The following is a 17043-nucleotide window of genomic DNA, read 5'->3' as shown; positions in this document are numbered from 1 at the left end:
ATCCACAGTTTTCTCTTTTTTTAATTCTTGACATCAACCTATATAAATAATATATTATGTTTAGTTTTGTAAACATGTGTTTATATTGAAAAACATAAAAGAGAAATAAGTTTATGAGAGTACATGACCCATTAGATAAGATTTTAAATAATGAGATAAAGGTTAAAATCTTGCGTTTTCTCTGCAAGACAGAGGCGGAGTGGAGTGGACGACAGATTGCTCAAGAAATAAAAGTGAGTCCCGCAGCCTGCCATAAATCTCTTCGAGAGCTAAATAATGAAAGAGTGCTTTTGCTAAGAAGTGTAGGGAAGAGTTATCTCTACAGTTTAAATAAAGAAAATTTTATTATTTCAGACTTACTTAAACCTTTATATGAAAAAGAAAGCAAAATCCCTGAGAAGGTATATGAAGCTATGGTAAGAAATATCTCCTCTCTTGTAATAAAGAACATAGTTTCTATAGCAGTTTTTGGCAGTGTAAAGAGAAAAAAAGAGCGGCCTATCAGTGACATAGATATTCTAATAGTGGTAAAGAATCCAGAAAACAAAAAAGCTGTTGAAAAAGACTTTGAAAAGGTAAATGAAAAGATTATGGACAAATTTGGCAACACGGTCTCTACTTACCTACAGACTGTTGAAGAACTTAAGTCAAAATATAAAAAGAAAGTTCCTTTGATAAAGAATATATTAAAGTCTCATAATTTACTCTTTGGCAGGTCATTAGAGGAGTTATTGTAAATGTCAGCCAAGAAGATCAATACAAAAGGAATACAAAGAAGTGAATATAAAACCTATCTTAAAAAGGCCAGTGAATTCTATGATACAATGCTTCAAGCTAAAGAGAGAGGAAAGGGAAATGCAGTGGGTTTGAATGCTGTGCATTGCGCAATATCCTCTGCTGATACGATGCTTGTGTTTTACGCAGGCATTCGCTCAATAAATGCTGATCATCGTTCAGTAATTGATTTATTATCCAGTTCTGTGAACCTGCCTGAAGTTAAATCTAAATGTGGAACTTTAAGAAAGATTTTAGCTAAAAAGAATATAATTGAATACGAAAATAGAGATTTTACCCAGAAAGAAGCTCTGGAAATATTAAAACTTACAGAGAGATTTTATACTTGGGTTGTCTCAAGATTAAAATAGAAAATTAATTGTGGAAGAAACGCTTGAAAGCCGCGCAGGAAAAATACGGAAATTATGCGGCTCCGGAGGTTTTCGCAAGTAATGCAGATTTTTATATATCGTCAATTTGGTGGTGTGAGAATAATGAATGTGTACGAACGTTGTAGTCAATGTGAAAAACGATAAATGAATTTAATAAGTAAAAGAACAAGAAGAGAATTCCAAGAGTACTTTGTAGGCACTACCCTTCGAGAAATAGAACTTCATTTTGACAATTACGATATTCCTCAAACACAATTACCTGAAGGGAAATTACCTTCTGGACAAAGAAGAGGGCTTGTAGAAGAATATTATGTATCTATTGACTGGACAAATCCAAAAGATATAAAGAAAGTATTGAGTGTCTACGCTGATGTATTAATTTACCTAAATGAAGAGGGAGTTTGGAATGTAGATTATCGAAAAAAATGGTTTGAAAAACTAATCAGAACTCTTAAAAGGGACGGATATGAATTTAATGGAACTTTAATTGTTCCTATTGGTCAAGTCGAATATCAACAACTTGAAACAGCAACTAATTTATTAGACAGAACCCATTTTCAAGAATATATTGAGAGAATAAAAATCTCGATTGACACTGACCCAAGTTTAGCAATTGGCTCAGCAAAAGAATTGGTTGAATCAACACTTAAAACTATTTTAACGGAATTGGGAATCAGGTATAATAAAAATGATTATGTACCAAAGCTTTTGAAAGAGACACAGAAAGTCCTTGACCTTGCGCCAGCGGATATTGATGATGCAAAGAAAGGAGTTGATGTTATCAAAGTACTATTAAGTAACTTAGGACAAGTTGCCATCAAAACAGCCGAATTAAGGAATTTATATGGAACTGGACACGGGAAAGAAAAGAGGAAAGGACTAAATTCAAGACACGCTCGACTTGCTGTTGGGGCTGCAATTACGTTGTGTACTTTTCTATTAGAAACATTTGAATTAAAAACAAAATAAAAGATTTTAAGCAATTTGAGCTATGGCAACATTAAAGTAGAAGTGACTGTTCAATAATTGATGTTTTGTAAAAAGGGGGAGTAATGAAAAACGTAATGATAATCTTGCTTGGTGTAATTTTCCTTCAAGGTTGTGCTACCGTATATCAACCATCTGGATTTGGTGGTGGCTATTCAGAAACCCAATTAGATGAGAATATGTTTAAAGTATCGTTCAGAGGCAATGGTTATACCAGTAGAGAAAGAGCATCTGATTTCGCATTGATGCGTAGTGCAGAGTTAACATTGAATAACGGGTATAAATATTTTGTGATAATTGATTCAGGAAGTTATTCATCAAATAGCACTTATACGACACCAACCAGACATACAACCAGTGGCAGGGTAAATACATATGGAAATATGGCCTACTTTAATTCCAAAACAAAAACAAGAGGTGGGCAAACCTACAACATTTCTAAGCCAAGTTCATCAAATACCATAGTATGCTTCAAGGAAAAACCTCAAGTAGAATTTTCATATAATGCTGAGTTCACATACGAAAGTATTAGCAAAAAGTATGGCATTCGGTGAGTTTGGTCTTTTGAACAAAAATAAAACGTAAAAAGGAAATCGCTTCATTCGCAATGACAGAAGGATATTTTAGGATAACAGCGTGTCTCTTTTAACCAAATCAAAATACCTTGCAGGGCTTCAGTGTTCAAAGCTATTATGGATGCTTGTCAAAGCGAAGGATAGGATTCCTGCGCCGGCTGAGGATGCTCAGTTTAGAATGGATGCTGGAACTGAAGTTGGTATTCTGGCTAAACAATTATTTCCCGAAGGTATTGATATCCCAACGGATGATTTCATGCGGAATATTTATTTGACAAAGGATAGTCTGTCAAATAATGCGCCGCTTTTTGAAGCAGGGATCATGGCTAATAATTGCTATTCAAGAATTGACGTTCTTAAGCCAAATGATGACGGGAGTTTTGATATTATTGAAGTCAAAGCAGGAACAAAGGTTAAAGAAGAAAATGTTCACGATGTTTCTTTTCAAAAACATTGCTGTGAAATGGCAGGACTAAAGATCGCAAAATGCCATTTATGCTTTATTGATAACCAATATGTCAGAAAGGGCGATATTAATGTTGGGGAACTGTTCTCCATTCAGGATATAAGTATGGAGGTTGCTGAAGCTCAGCAGGGTATTCAGGAGAGAATTGACAAGATGTCCGATGCCGTAAGATTGAGCAGATGCCCTTCGGTTTTGATAGGCAGACACTGCGATTCTCATTATACCTGCAACCTAAAAGATGAATGCTGGGAATTTCTGCCTGAAAATAATATTTTCACACTCTGCGGAGGCGGGGGGAAAAGCGCTGAGCTCTTCAATAACGGCGTACACAGCATAGCGGATATTCCTGATGATTTTAGACTTACAGATAAGCAGGAGATACAGAAGAAGTGCGAGAAAACAGGAGAATGCCACGTTCAGCCTTCAGGAATAAAGCAGTTTCTTGATACATTAAATTATCCTCTCTATTATCTGGATTTTGAGACCTTTTCTCCTGCGGTTCCCGAATACGATAATTCAAGGCCATATCAGAAGATTCCGTTTCAGTATTCTCTTCATATTCAGCAGAAAGATAACAAAACAAAGCATTTTGAATTTCTTGCGGAAGGAAGTGAAGACCCGAGACCTGCATTATTAAAAAATCTAAAAGAGGTTCTTGGAACTAAGAGCAGTATTGTTGTTTATAATCAACAATTTGAGAAAGGCGTTTTAGGTGAGCTGGCAAGAGATTTCCCCAAATATCAGAATTGGGTCAATGAAATACTTCCAGGAATAGTAGACCTGCTAATTCCTTTCAGAAACTTTTGCTACTATAACCCATCTCAGCAAGGCAGCGCCTCTATGAAAAAAGTCCTTCCGGCGATTACGGGAGAAAGCTACGAAGGAATGGAGATCGCAACCGGGGAAAATGCAAGTATGCAGTTCTTTCAAAGCCACATTAAAAGTAAGTCAAACAACAAAGAAGAAATAAGAAAGAACCTGTTGAAATACTGCTGTTTGGATACAGAAGGAATGGTGTTAATTATTAGCGAATTGAAAAAGTTTGTGAATTAGATAAACCATGGTAATATCAGGGCATAAATTATTGTTTAAGAATCAATATAAAAACGAGGGATTTTGGGAGGGAAAGAGAATGAAATCAATTAGGGCTCTATTAGTTATCCTGTTATTTTCTATTGTTTTATCCGGCTGCAATACAATTAACAAACCGAATATATCGTCTGAAGAGAATGAATTTCAGTTATTAACGGAAGATTATCCGCCTTTAACATTTGAGAGAGATGGAGAGATAATGGGATTTGGTACGGAAGTTGTGCGTGAAATTATTCACAGATTGAATATTACGGATAATATTCGCATTCTGCCATGGAAAGAAGGATACGATTTATGTTTAAAAGAGGCTAACGTGGTTCTCTTTACAATGAAACGCACAGAATTGCGAGAGAATCTTTTTCAATGGATCGGACCTATTGGAAGTAATAATACAATTTTTTATGCAAAGAAAGGTTCCGGAATCAAAATCGATAGCATGGATGATGCAAAAAAAGTATCAAAAATCGCAACCTGTTCTGCATGGTTTTCCGAGCAAGACCTTAAAGATGCTGGTTTTACCAATCTTGTTAGTTCACCACTACCAACAGAAAATGTTCGTCAATTAGTAGAAGGAGAAGTTGACCTTTCGATTTTTACTGATATCACAATCCCTGAAATTGCGATTCAAGCGGGATATTCCATCAATGATCTGGAGCCTGTTTTCGTCGTCAGTACAGGTCATTTTTATATTGCGATTTCCAAAACTACTCCTCAGAGTTTGGTAGATTTGTGGAAACAGGCTTTTCAATCGATGTACGAAGATGGGACTTTTAAAAGGATATATGCTAAATGGATTCCGAATGGCACTATCCCGATCTTATAATAAGAAAAAAGGAATCGGAACGGAAACGGTCGTTCATGGGCGGAGATGGGGTGCGATGCACAGCGGCTATTTCTCCGACCCCGCGATTGCAAGTCCTCTGGTCAAAACAATAAAAAACATTCTGGTAAAATCTCCGGCGGATGTGGTTGTGGACTTAGGGGGAGGAACGGGTTTTCTGCTGTCTCAGTTGAGAGCGCAGGGAATCGGCGCTGATACAGCTCTTGTGAACATTGACTGCTCAGATGCCCAACTTGCTTTGTCAAATAAGGAAAACATTTCTTTTGTCTGCACCTCAGTAGATAAGTTCAGGCGCAGTGATGTTGCGTCCAAAGATGGACGGGTTTTATTCATGATGCGGTCCGTTCTCCACTATTTCGGGGAAGATGGTTTGTCGCCTTTATTGTGCTATCTTCGCAGTCAGGCAAAAGCAGGTGAGTTTTTTGTGCATCAGACTGCGTCGTTTGACAACGAGGAAGAAGCTGTCTGCCTCAATGCGCTGTATAGACACATGCGTACTAACAAATGGTATCCCACGGTTAAAGACTTGCAAAGACACATGACGGATTCCCGCTGGCGCGTAACGGATACGATTCCTGCGCGTTCGCTCCTGTTGACCTCGGATGAATTGGGCCAGAGGTATGCTCTGAACACAAGTGATATCGCTTATATACGTGATATAATGGCGAAAGAATTCGGTGTGATGAAAGACGTCTTTCGACTCATTCCGTCCGGATTTCAGGCGAACTTGCACTACCGAATTTACACATGTGAGGCTGTTTCTGCTTAACTGTAATTATCTTCCTATTTGACACTGTTTTATAAGCGATGTAGAATGCGGCTTATGAATAAATTCCTCACCTCCTTTAACACAAAAAACCTGCCGTCTATCAAAACTGATATTTTAATTATTGGAAGTGGGGTAGCCGGACTCTCTGCTGCTATTCAGGCGGCAAAATGTGGAGAGGTAACTATAATAACCAAGGATAAACTCAGCGAAAGCAACACTCAAAAAGCTCAGGGCGGAATAGCTGTGGCGTTATCAAAGGATGATTCGCCTGAGGGGCATATAGAAGATACATTAAGAGTTGGGTGCGGGTTATGCAACGAGAAGGCGGTCAAGATAATAGTAGAAGAAGGACCCGCTCGTATCAAGGAATTGATCCAATGGGGAACAGAATTTGACAGGCAGGGAGATCAGCTCTCTTTTACCCGGGAAGCGGGTCATAGCATACGAAGAGTGATTCATGCAAAAGGCGATGCTACAGGTGCGGAATTAGAAAGAGCGCTGATATCAAAAGTCAAACAGAACACTAAGATTAAGATTCTGGAGTATGCTTTTGTCATAGATTTACTTCATAGAGACCGAACTTGTTTTGGTGCTGTTGTTAATGTGAAAAATAATGAGAAAAAGATAGTCTATGCGCAGAAAGTAATATTAGCTACAGGTGGAATTGGGCAGGTTTATCGTGAGACAACAAATTCCCCTGTTGCTACAGGATGCGGTATGGCGCTTGCTTATAGAGCAGGCGCTAAGCTTATAGATATGGAATTTGTTCAGTTTCATCCTACTACTTTATATGTAGCAGGTCTGTCCCGCACATTAATCTCTGAGGCAGTTAGAGGTGAAGGCGGAGTCTTGAGAAACAAGCATGGTGAAAGATTTATGTTTAAGTACCATAAGGATGGAGAGCTGGCTCCTCGTGACGTGACGTCAAGATCAATTCTGAAAGAAATGAGAGAGACGGCTGATACACGCGTCTATTTAGACCTTACGCACTTAAGTAATAAATTAGTAAAAAATCGTTTCCCAAATATAATGGAGGTTTGTTCTTCTTTTGGCATAGATATTAAAAAGGATTTTATACCTGTTCGGCCTACTGCTCATTATATGATAGGAGGAATTAAAATAGATGAAAATGGGAAAACTAATATTCAAAATCTATATGCGTGCGGAGAGACAGCTTCTTCAGGAGTTCATGGCGCTAACAGACTGGCGAGCAATTCTCTCCTTGAAGGGCTTGTTTTTGGTTATAGAGCAGGGCAATCTGCAGGCAAGGATATAGATTGTGGAAAGCGATTTGAGAGAACTCCGGATATAAGCAATGTATTGGATCATATTGGCACAAAAAAACTGGATATAGGAGATCTCAAGGCTTCCCTGAAAAGTTTAATGACAAGGTATGTGGGCATTGAGAGAGATGGGGCAGGTCTTTTGGCAGCTCAGAAAGAAATTAATTTTTGGTCTTCATATGTAATGGGGAAAGAATTTTCAGATATCAGGGATTGGGAATTTCAAAATATGCTTCTTGTAGCAGGGCTTATTCAGAAAGCAGCCCTTATCAGGAAGGAGACTAGAGGTGTCCACTATCGCAAAGATTATCCAATGCAGAATGATGAAAAGTGGCGAAATACTCATATAGAGTTATCTTTAAAAAAGGACTGTGAGATTGCTATTTTATAAGTGATATATGAAGACAGTAGTAAAAGTTCCTGGTTCATGTGGAGAATTGTGGCAGGGTGTGCTTGACGGGACGCATCTTCTTATAACATGCCCTGTAAATGTCTATTCATATGTTGAGATCAATATATATGAATCAAATTCCAGAATAAAGGCTCCGGACGATAAGTATAAATCCTGCGAGGCTATGAGAAAGGTTCTGGATTATTTTGGTATGCATAAATGTGGTGGGCAAATATATATCAATTCTGAAATTCCACAGGAAAAGGGAATGAGCAGCAGTACCTCAGATATAATTGGAACCTGCATTGCTACAGCGAAGGCTTTAGGCAGAGATATAACCCCTTTGGAAATTGCCAGAATAGCAGTTTCTATTGAGCCAACAGATGGTTTGATGTTTGAAGATATAGTTGTTTTTGATCATGTAGGCGGTTCTATAGTGGAATATATTGGCCCTCCTCCTGAAATGGATATATTAATTATTGATTTAGGCGGAAGAGTCAATACTCTTGAGTTTAATTCCAGACGTAATGAAATATTGAAGAAATTCAATAATGCTTTAGAGTTAAGAGAGGCTTATGAGCTTGTTAAAGACGGAATCAGAAAAAAAGACATACATATGCTTGGAAAAGGCGCAACAATGAGTGCTGAATTCAATCAGAAAATTCTGTATAAAAGAGAGCTTATGGATCTTATGAAAATTGCAGATGAATTAGGAGCTTGCGGAATTAATACTGCCCATAGTGGAACAGTTGTTGGTATTTTGTTTTTCCCAGGTCAGGTTGATATGCAGACAGTTGTTTGCAAAATAGAAAAAAGATTTAAGGCAAAGTTCACCTTTTATATTACTAAACTTGTAAATGGGGGAGGAGAACTAGTTGAAACCTCAGCACGGCGGCAACTTATACCGAATTAGTAAAAAGCACAATATAGCGCTTGATGAAATAATTGACTTTAGCGCAAATATAAATCCCCTTTGCTTTCCAGATGGACTGAAGCGGATTATGAAAGAAGATTTTAATAAAATCCGCATGTATCCCGATCCTGATTGTAACCAGTTGATAAATGCGATCTCAGATAGGTATAACATCAAGAAAACATGCTTGGTCCCGTCTAATGGCGCAACAGAACTAATATACCTTATATGCTACTTGCTGCGTCCCAAAAAGGCAGCTATTATTATTCCTGCGTTTTCAGAATACGAAAGAGCCTTATCGAATGTTGGCTGTAATATCAAATTTATGAAATTAGAAGAAAAAGAAGAGTTCAAATTAAAAGCACAAAATCTGAAAAATATTATTAAAAATGTAGAACTCCTTTTTATCTGTAATCCGAACAATCCAACAGGTCAGAAAATATCCCGCAATACACTTTATAATGTGCTGGATCTTGCCAAGCAGAATAATGTCTTTGTAGTAATTGATGAGGCATTTATAGATTTGGTTGAGGAAGAGAGTTTAGTTACGAGAGCTCAAAGGCAGCAAAATCTTTTTGTTATAAGGTCATTGACAAAGTTTCTTGGGATTCCGGGATTAAGGCTTGGCTTCGGAGTGGCATCTGCTCGCCTAAGCGCAAAGATAAAAAATTTCCAGCCGACATGGTCTGTAAATACGTTTGCTCAAATTGCTGGTTCTTATTTATTAGCTGACTCAGCATATATTGAGAAAAGCAAAAGAATTTTGATTAAGGAACGAAATTTTCTGTCTTCCGAATTAAAAAAGATAAAATCCATAAAGGGATTTGACTCATGTACAAACTTTATTTTATTTACGTCTAGTATTCGTTTTAAGGTTGAAGAGTTAGAGGAACTTCTCATAAAGGACAAGATTGTTGTAAGAAATTGCGGCAATTTCAGGGGGCTGGACAGCTCGTTTGTGAGAGTGGCAGTTAAGAAAAGGACGGAGAATAAGCTCTTGATCAAGGCTCTTAGGAATATATTCGGATGACATATTTCATTACAATTCAAATAATTTTTGCATATATTCTGGATTTGATTATAGGGGATCCTGAATGGCTTCCTCATCCAATTGTCTTAATAGGCAAGGTAATAGAGATATTAGAAAAAGGTATAACAAAAGTTATAACTAATAAAAAAGTTGCTGGAATAATTCTGGTGTTTCTGGTTGTAGTTGGAACATATTTTTTTGTTTTTATATTGATAGGGCTTGCAGCGCGCTTGCATTGGATATTTGGAGTAATAGTAAGTATTTATTTTATTTTTGTCTCATTGTCAGTAAAAGACCTCTCAATTGAAACAAACAGAGTGTATACATCTCTAAAGACTCATAACTTGTCTTTAGCAAGGGAGAATCTGGCAAGGATTGTTGGAAGGGATACTGAAGGCTTAAATGAGAGAGAAATTATAAGAGCCAGTGTGGAAACTGTGGCAGAGAACACAGTAGATGGAATTATTTCCCCTGTTTTCTTTGCATTTATTGGAGGAGCGCCTTTATCTATGGCGTACAAGGCAACAAATACACTTGATTCAATGGTTGGCTACAAGAACAAGAGATATATAGATATTGGATGGGCATCAGCTAAACTGGATGATATAGCTAATTTTATACCTGCGCGAATATCAATGCTGTTAATCCCAATAGCTTCGTTTATTTCAGGAAAGGGATTCAGGGATTCTATTAGGGTAATTTTAAGGGACAGGAAGAAGCATGCAAGTCCAAACAGCGGTATTCCTGAAGCAGGATTTGCAGGAGCGATTGGAGTGAGACTTGGAGGGGCAAATTATTATGAGGGAAAACTGGTTGAAAAACCCTGTATAGGCGATGCTGAAAAGTCCTTGGAACCTTCAGATATAAAAGATTCTATAAGGATAATGTATGCATGTTCTGCATTGTCAATAGTTTTTGGGTGCTGTATAAAATTGTTAATAAAATAGGGGAGTAAATCATGGACAAAATCAAACAGGTAATTAGTAGAATTAAGCCATTAGATTCAAAGCTTATGGATGAAGCACAGAGAAGGCTTGATAGTCTTACCAAGCCAAGAGGGAGTCTGGGCAGATTAGAGGAGTTTGCAAAACAGATTGTAGGAATCACAGGAAGTCTCAAACCTGAATTCGGGAATAAGGTGATTTTTACAATGGCTGGAGATCATGGAGTCGTGGAGGAAGGGGTTAGCGCGTTCCCTCAGGAAGTTACGCCTCAAATGGTCTATAATTTTTTAAGAGAAGGAGCAGGTATTAATGTTCTGGCAAGACATGTTGGAGCAAAGGTAATTGTCATTGATATGGGAGTGGCTGCCGAAATCCGAAATCCGAAATCCGAAATCCGAAATTTCATGGATAAAAAGGTGGGGTTTGGCACTAAGAATATGACAAAAGGTACTGCAATGACAAGAGAGGAAGCAGTAAAATCTATAGAGAATGGGATAGAAGTATTTATGGAAAGGAAAAAACACGGGATTGACATATTGGGAACAGGGGATATGGGAATAGGAAATACTACACCAAGCAGCGCAGTGATTGCAGCCTTTTCAGGGATTGAAGTTGAGAAAGTCACGGGCCGCGGAACAGGAATTTCAGATGAAGCATTTGAGAATAAAGTTAGAGTTATAAAAAAGGCACTGGATATTAATAAGCCGAATCCTGAAGATCCTATTGATGTATTAGCAAAGGTTGGCGGATTTGAAATTGGTGGATTATGCGGCTGTGTGCTCGGGGCAGCGGCATCAAATACTCCTGTTGTAATTGATGGACTAATATCTACAGCGGGCGCTCTTATTGCATACGAACTATGCCCTCAGGTAAAGGATTATATTTTTGCAGCGCACAAATCTGTGGAAGCAGGACATCAGTACATGCTCAGTAGAATGAATCTTAATCCAATTTTGGATTTGAACATGAGACTGGGCGAAGGCACAGGAGCAGCACTTGGAATCAGTGTAATAGAAGCTGGAATAAAGATATTGAATGAGATGGCAACTTTTGAAGATGCAGGGGTTTCGGAGGAAGTAAAATGAATGGACTGATTTCTTTAGTTAATATGAGGTCTGGTCAAAATGGGAAAATAGTTCAAATAGACGGTGGAGCCGGGATGAATTGCAGGCTTGATGCGCTTGGTTTAAGAGTTGGCAAAACAATTAAGAAAGTAAGCAGGCAATTAATGAGAGGACCTGTTATTGTCAGCCATGGGAATACCAGGGCTGCTGTAGGTTTTGGTATGGCTCAGAAAATATGGGTGGAGATAGAGCAACCATGAAAAAAATATTGCTTATGGGAAATCCCAACACCGGTAAGAGTGTAGTTTTCAATAGACTAACGGGTGCAAATGTTATTATCTCCAACTATCCAGGTACAACAGTTGATTTTACACAGGGTAAAATGCGGATAGATGAAGAAGAGATGATGGTAATAGATGTGCCGGGAACTTATTCCTTAGATGCTGGTGATAAAGCAGAAGAAGTTGCAGTTAGAATGCTTAAGGGGGGAGATATAGTTATTAATGTTGTTGATGCCACCAATTTGGAAAAAAGTCTTAACCTCACAATGCAATTAATAAAAAAGAAAAAACCTATGATAATAGCGCTTAACTTCTGGGATGAAACCAAGCATAAAGGGATTACCATTGATTTTCAAAAGCTGGAAGAGATGTTAGGTGTTCCCTGTGTCCCTATCTGCGCAGTTACAGGCGAGGGAATCAAAAAACTGACTGAGAGACTGAAAGAGGCAAAATTTTCTAAATTTGATTACGAAGATAAAGAAAAATGGCATGTTATAGGAGATATTATAGGTCAAGTTCAGGAATTAAGTCACCATGACCATACCTTCATGGAAAGATTAGGAGATATTTCAACGATTCCTGTCTTCGGAATTCCACTAGCCCTAGTGATATTATTCTTCACTTTCAAAATTATAAGATTTATAGGGGAAGGACTTATAGGTTATGTATTTGAACCTGTTTTTGAAAAATTATGGACACCATTATTACTGAAATTGTCTGCAATATTGGGATCTGATGGAATTATCCACGATATCTTAATTGGTAAGCTGATAGAGGGTAAAATAGATTATGGTCAGTCCTTTGGACTATTGACTACAGGTCTGTTTGTTCCAATAGGAGCAGTATTGCCTTATGTTTTTGCTTTTTATGTAATGTTGTCAGTTTTAGAAGATTGTGGCTATCTGCCCAGATTAGCTGTTCTGGTGGACGGACTGATGCACCGTTTAGGTATACATGGTCTGGCAATAATACCTATGATGCTGGGATTGGGCTGCAATGTTCCCGGCATTCTCTCCACCAGGATATTAGCTACCAGAAGAGAGCGATTTATCGCGGTGACTCTGTTATCTATTGCAGTACCATGTGCGGCTTTGCAAGCCATGGTGGTGGGACTGATGGGCAAGCACATGGTATATGGACTAGGCGTTGTTTACGGAACACTCTTTGTGGTCTGGCTGGTACTGGGAATCTTAATGGCTCACCTGGTAAGCGGAACGTCACCGGAGATATTTATGGAAATACCACCTTACCGAAGACCTTACCTAACACATCTGCTGAAAAAAACATGGATTCGCACGAAGTGGTTTATTAAAGAAGCGATCCCTTTTGTGCTTTTGGGAGTATTTATAGTAAACATACTTTATACATTGGGCATAATCCAATTCGTGGGGAAATATACTGCTCCTGTTATTTCTGGAATTTTTGGACTGCCAAAAGAGGCAATAGGAGCGCTATTAGTTGGTTTCCTGCGTAAAGATGTGGCTGTTGGAATGTTAGCGCCTTTAGCCCTTAATTTGAAGCAGCTGATAATAGCCAGTATAGTCTTGACAATGTATTTTCCATGTATAGCTACTTTCAGTACATTGGTAAAGGAGTTGGGATTTGTAGATATGCTCAAAGCATCAGCAATTATGATTGCGGCTGTATTGATAGTAGGAGGAATGCTTAATCTTATTCTTTAAGAAAACACAAATCTGTTATAGACATATGAATTAATAGTGTTATAATTCAGCAAGTTTAGAACGTTCTTTTGAAAATTAGTTTTTAGCCGGAGAGGCAAAGGAAGTCCCAGTGAGATTCTGGGCGCTGTCCCGCAACGGTAATTCCCGAAAATTTTGGGAAAGCCCGGACCATTGCCTGTTTAGGTAAGTACCTTCGTGGAAAGGGGAAGTTTTTATAATGGAAAGCTCAATCTGCGAAGATTGGGCTTTTTTATTTTTGGATGAGTTAACAAAAAGGGGAAAAGACAGATGGTAACAAGAAAGAACAAAAAAGGGTTTACACTTTTAGAGCTTTTGGTTGTGATAGCAATAATAGCCATGCTCTCATCAATCCTTCTTCCTGCGCTTTCAAAGGCAAGGGAAAAAGGAAGGCAGACAGTATGTATCTCTAACTTGAAAGAGATTTTTCTGGCAATAGAGATGTACAAAAATGATAATGACGGATATTATCCGCTCTGTTCTGATTGTACTAACTATGTCGGCGGTTTGAGTAAGGGAGATCCCTATCCAAACGGACCACAAATATTCTGGACAGGAGCACAGTACACAGCAGAAGGAGAGCTTGATTTTACAGGTAGTCCTATCTATTCCTATCTAAAAATGGGTGAAATTAAAACATGCCCCAATTTTAAACAGTTTAGTAAAACAGCATATCAACCTGCAAGTGGAGGTTACGGATACAATAAACAGTTTGTTGGAGGTAATCTAGGAAGTAGTCAGTGGTTCTACAAACAACATAAAGATTCGGACATAAAGAATCCTTCCGAAACTGTTATTTTATCTGATACTGCAGGAATTAGAAGCGGAGCGATTGTGGAAAATTATGATTTGGGCGCCCCATATTACAAAACTATAGGTGGTGTTAGTTGGAATCAACTTTCTCCATCTATGCATTTCAGGCATAACGGCTTGGCAAATGTTGTATGGTGTGATGGGCATATCACCAGCGAGAGGATGTCCTATTCGCGAACTATGTATGGCAGGGATTATGAATCAGTTAATATAGGCTGGATTGGGGAGGATAGCACTGACCCAGCAGTTGCAAATAAACTCTATGGACATCATGAACCGGATTAATAATCATGGGTAGTGAAAATAAAAGAAGACATAAAAGATTTTCTCTGGAAAAGACTAGAGTAGAATTGGGTAAAGAGGTTGCTACTCTGCAGGATTTTTCCAAACGCGGTATAGGAATACGGTTGAGAAACTTTCTCCACATCGGGGAAAAGGTAAATCTTAGAATATATACTCATAAGGCAAAGAAACCTATGCGATTTAAGGGAGAGGTCAGATGGACTGAGCGAACAGCAGGTTTTGGCTGTAAAGCGGGTATTCGTCTGCTTCAGGGAGATAGCAAATCCACAGAATTCTTTAAAAAATTATATCAGCGTTTTGAAAATCCTGTATGGAGAAGAGTTCCTAGTTTTTTACTGCCAACAATAGTTGCTGTACTGGCGATAATATTGGTTGGTATTTTAAGCGCTCCAAAGATAGGGGATATAGCTCATGCAAGGACTGTCAGCAAATACGCCACAGAAAAACTAAAATGTCCAATGTGCGTTCATACATCTTACAGCACTGAATATGCATTTCTGGATATCCCTGAAGAAATGAATGAAGAGAGAATAGTAATCTGTCCAAAATGCCATAAGCAAATTTCTTATTATGATCTTGAAGTTGTCTGGCGGAAGAAATAATGGAAAAGAAATTACTTCCAATTATTATTTTTGTCTTATTGTTTTTTCTTATAGGCAATACAAGCGCTTATACTCTCTCTTCAAAAAATGATTATCTCTGGGTTGAATATGGGAAGCAGATTAAAGAGAAGAATGGATCTGTGACACAGCCTTTGTCTATTTATTATGGAAGATTCCCTGATAGGAAGGGAGATGTCTCAGGACTGAAAGATATTAAAGTATTTTATACATTGAATAAGAAAAATGAGAATGGAGAAAATATCTTCTATGGAGCGGATATAGAAGAAGATAAAAAAACATCCTTTGTTAGAATCAATTCATTGAAAACAAATTGTGTTACAGTCCTGGTCAAGGGAAAAAGAAATTTTAAGGGAGTAGAATGCAATTATCTTGCAAAGGCATCCTTCCTTCTCTTTGGACATTCTCCATTCAAAGAGAAAGAGATAGAACCTGTTTTATCTGATGAGATTAGCGATCGGTTTGAAATATGTATTGCTCCGGAACATTCATGCTGGCCCCAGACAGGAAACCATGTTAAATTGACACCTTTATTTGATAAAAACCATCTATGTAAAAAAAAGATTCATATAGCTGATGAGAATAAAAATCCTATAGATGTAGAGACCAATGACGAAGGGAATTTTGTTTATATATCGTCTGATGATAAAAAATTAAGGCAAAAAGGATTAACGGCATACAAACAGACTGTAATATTAGCAGAGGAAACGGAAGGAAATATAATTTATAAATCTTCATATACGCTTTTATTCCATCGTTCCAGATTTGGAAGTAGAAATCTTATTCTTGGTGGCAGTATTTTCGCTGGAACAATAGCTGTTACATTTATTATTATTGCTGTAAGAAGGAGAAAGTTCCAGGTATGAGGGTTTACAGGCTGCGTTTTTTGATTCAGATCATAAGTTTTTTTCTGTTAACCTACGCTGCTTATCTCGGCATAAACCTGAAGTTAGGGCATTTTCTTCCTGTATTTTCCTGTCCTTATATAGGTAGATTCTTGGGAGCCTGCTATTTAATGGTTCTTCAGCGTTCTCAATGTGGCATGGAAATGCCTTTCCATCTCTATTTTAGCATGTATGGTCTGAAATTTTTGAAGATGTTTCTTGGGTTTTTCATACTGGCTATTCTGCTAAATAAGACTTGGTGTGGATGGATATGTCCCTTTGGTACTTTGCAGGACTGGATTACCTGGTTAAGAAAGAAACTTTCGATTAGAGAGTCGCAATTTTCATGGAGATTAAGAGATAAATTAAAACCAATTAAGTATATATTTCTTGTATATCTTATAGTTGTTCCTGTCCTTATCGGGAACGCTAGTCTTCATGGAGATTTCACACTTCCCTTTTGTCAGATATGTCCGGCTAAGCCATTAATGCCTCTGTTTGTGGGAGATTTTTCCAAGTTTGCAATTGACCTTACCAATCCAGTAACTATTACCATGACTGTATTGTCTATGGTTCTGGCAGGGAGTATTTTAATAGGAATGATTTTTAAGGATCGTTTTTTTTGTATGTTCTGTCCTCTGCTTGCTCTTATTAGCCTTTTTGACAACATTGGATTCGTTAAGCTTAAAAAGAAAGTGGATGCCTGTATTGGCTGCGGCAACTGCCAGCGGGTATGTCCTATGAATATAAGACAGGTACATTTAGAGAAAGAAAAAGAGAACGTGCTTACTCAGGACTGTATGGAGTGTTTTAAGTGTGTGGAAGCCTGTCCGCAGGATAATGCTCTCTCTGTTAAATTTTTAAAGTGGAAGGTTTTTTCTTCGTCAAGAAAATATGTCGGCAAATTGTTTGGAAAGTAAT

General features: G+C 37.9%; 18 protein-coding genes and 1 riboswitch. All 18 genes read left to right on the top strand.

Annotation, left to right across the window (positions count from 1 at the left end; genetic code table 11):
• Positions 1 to 113 precede the first annotated feature (113 nt).
• The gene (locus KKC91_09915; protein MBU0478867.1) at positions 114 to 737 is read left to right on the top strand and encodes a nucleotidyltransferase domain-containing protein; all 624 of its coding nucleotides are present in this window, start codon (positions 114 to 116) and stop codon (positions 735 to 737) included.
• On the top strand, positions 738 to 1145 hold the full coding sequence (locus KKC91_09910) for a hypothetical protein (protein MBU0478866.1): 408 nt from the start codon (positions 738 to 740) through the stop codon (positions 1143 to 1145).
• Between the two features lie 165 nt (positions 1146 to 1310).
• Complete coding sequence (locus KKC91_09905) at positions 1311 to 2135, top strand: abortive infection family protein (protein ID MBU0478865.1); 825 nt, start codon at positions 1311 to 1313, stop codon at positions 2133 to 2135.
• Between the two features lie 83 nt (positions 2136 to 2218).
• The gene (locus KKC91_09900; GenBank protein ID MBU0478864.1) at positions 2219 to 2707 is read left to right on the top strand and encodes a hypothetical protein; all 489 of its coding nucleotides are present in this window, start codon (positions 2219 to 2221) and stop codon (positions 2705 to 2707) included.
• 82 nt (positions 2708 to 2789) lie between these two features.
• Positions 2790 to 4247 (top strand): DUF2779 domain-containing protein, encoded by a 1458-nt coding sequence (locus KKC91_09895; protein ID MBU0478863.1) that lies wholly within the window; start codon positions 2790 to 2792, stop codon positions 4245 to 4247.
• A gap of 7 nt (positions 4248 to 4254) precedes the next feature.
• Complete coding sequence (locus tag KKC91_09890; GenBank protein MBU0478862.1) at positions 4255 to 5109, top strand: transporter substrate-binding domain-containing protein; 855 nt, start codon at positions 4255 to 4257, stop codon at positions 5107 to 5109.
• On the top strand, positions 5087 to 5896 hold the full coding sequence (locus KKC91_09885) for a class I SAM-dependent methyltransferase (GenBank protein ID MBU0478861.1): 810 nt from the start codon (positions 5087 to 5089) through the stop codon (positions 5894 to 5896). Before KKC91_09890 ends, KKC91_09885 begins: the two co-directional genes overlap by 23 nt.
• Before the next feature lie 45 nt (positions 5897 to 5941).
• On the top strand, positions 5942 to 7570 hold the full coding sequence (gene nadB, locus KKC91_09880) for an L-aspartate oxidase (protein ID MBU0478860.1): 1629 nt from the start codon (positions 5942 to 5944) through the stop codon (positions 7568 to 7570).
• A 7-nt stretch (positions 7571 to 7577) separates the two neighbouring features.
• A complete protein-coding gene (locus KKC91_09875; protein ID MBU0478859.1) occupies positions 7578 to 8483 on the top strand; it encodes a GHMP kinase in 906 nt (301 codons plus the stop codon).
• Positions 8446 to 9513: a threonine-phosphate decarboxylase CobD gene (gene cobD, locus KKC91_09870; protein MBU0478858.1), complete on the top strand. Its 1068-nt coding sequence runs from the start codon at positions 8446 to 8448 to the stop codon at positions 9511 to 9513. The genes KKC91_09875 and cobD overlap by 38 nt, the downstream gene beginning before the upstream one ends.
• Positions 9514 to 9521: 8 nt before the next feature.
• Entirely contained in the window at positions 9522 to 10460 is a 939-nt protein-coding gene (gene cbiB / locus KKC91_09865) for an adenosylcobinamide-phosphate synthase CbiB (GenBank protein MBU0478857.1), read from the top strand.
• 11 nt (positions 10461 to 10471) lie between these two features.
• Entirely contained in the window at positions 10472 to 11542 is a 1071-nt protein-coding gene (gene cobT, locus KKC91_09860; GenBank protein ID MBU0478856.1) for a nicotinate-nucleotide--dimethylbenzimidazole phosphoribosyltransferase, read from the top strand.
• On the top strand, positions 11539 to 11781 hold the full coding sequence (locus tag KKC91_09855) for a ferrous iron transport protein A (protein ID MBU0478855.1): 243 nt from the start codon (positions 11539 to 11541) through the stop codon (positions 11779 to 11781). Before cobT ends, KKC91_09855 begins: the two co-directional genes overlap by 4 nt.
• Positions 11778 to 13484, top strand: coding sequence for a ferrous iron transporter B (locus KKC91_09850; GenBank protein MBU0478854.1), 1707 nt, complete (start codon positions 11778 to 11780; stop codon positions 13482 to 13484). The genes KKC91_09855 and KKC91_09850 overlap by 4 nt, the downstream gene beginning before the upstream one ends.
• Before the next feature lie 59 nt (positions 13485 to 13543).
• Positions 13544 to 13678: riboswitch (cobalamin riboswitch) on the top strand.
• Positions 13679 to 13772: 94 nt separating this feature from the next.
• Positions 13773 to 14600, top strand: coding sequence for a prepilin-type N-terminal cleavage/methylation domain-containing protein (locus tag KKC91_09845; protein MBU0478853.1), 828 nt, complete (start codon positions 13773 to 13775; stop codon positions 14598 to 14600).
• 5 nt (positions 14601 to 14605) lie between these two features.
• The gene (locus KKC91_09840; GenBank protein MBU0478852.1) at positions 14606 to 15220 is read left to right on the top strand and encodes a PilZ domain-containing protein; all 615 of its coding nucleotides are present in this window, start codon (positions 14606 to 14608) and stop codon (positions 15218 to 15220) included.
• A complete protein-coding gene (locus KKC91_09835; protein ID MBU0478851.1) occupies positions 15220 to 16104 on the top strand; it encodes a hypothetical protein in 885 nt (294 codons plus the stop codon). Before KKC91_09840 ends, KKC91_09835 begins: the two co-directional genes overlap by 1 nt.
• Positions 16101 to 17042: a 4Fe-4S binding protein gene (locus KKC91_09830; GenBank protein ID MBU0478850.1), complete on the top strand. Its 942-nt coding sequence runs from the start codon at positions 16101 to 16103 to the stop codon at positions 17040 to 17042. The genes KKC91_09835 and KKC91_09830 overlap by 4 nt, the downstream gene beginning before the upstream one ends.
• Position 17043: the final 1 nt, after the last annotated feature.

It is taken from the genome of bacterium (genome assembly GCA_018812485.1).
GTDB lineage: Bacteria > JAHJDO01 > JAHJDO01 > JAHJDO01 > JAHJDO01 > JAHJDO01.
This window is presented reverse-complemented; position numbering and strand designations above follow the sequence as displayed.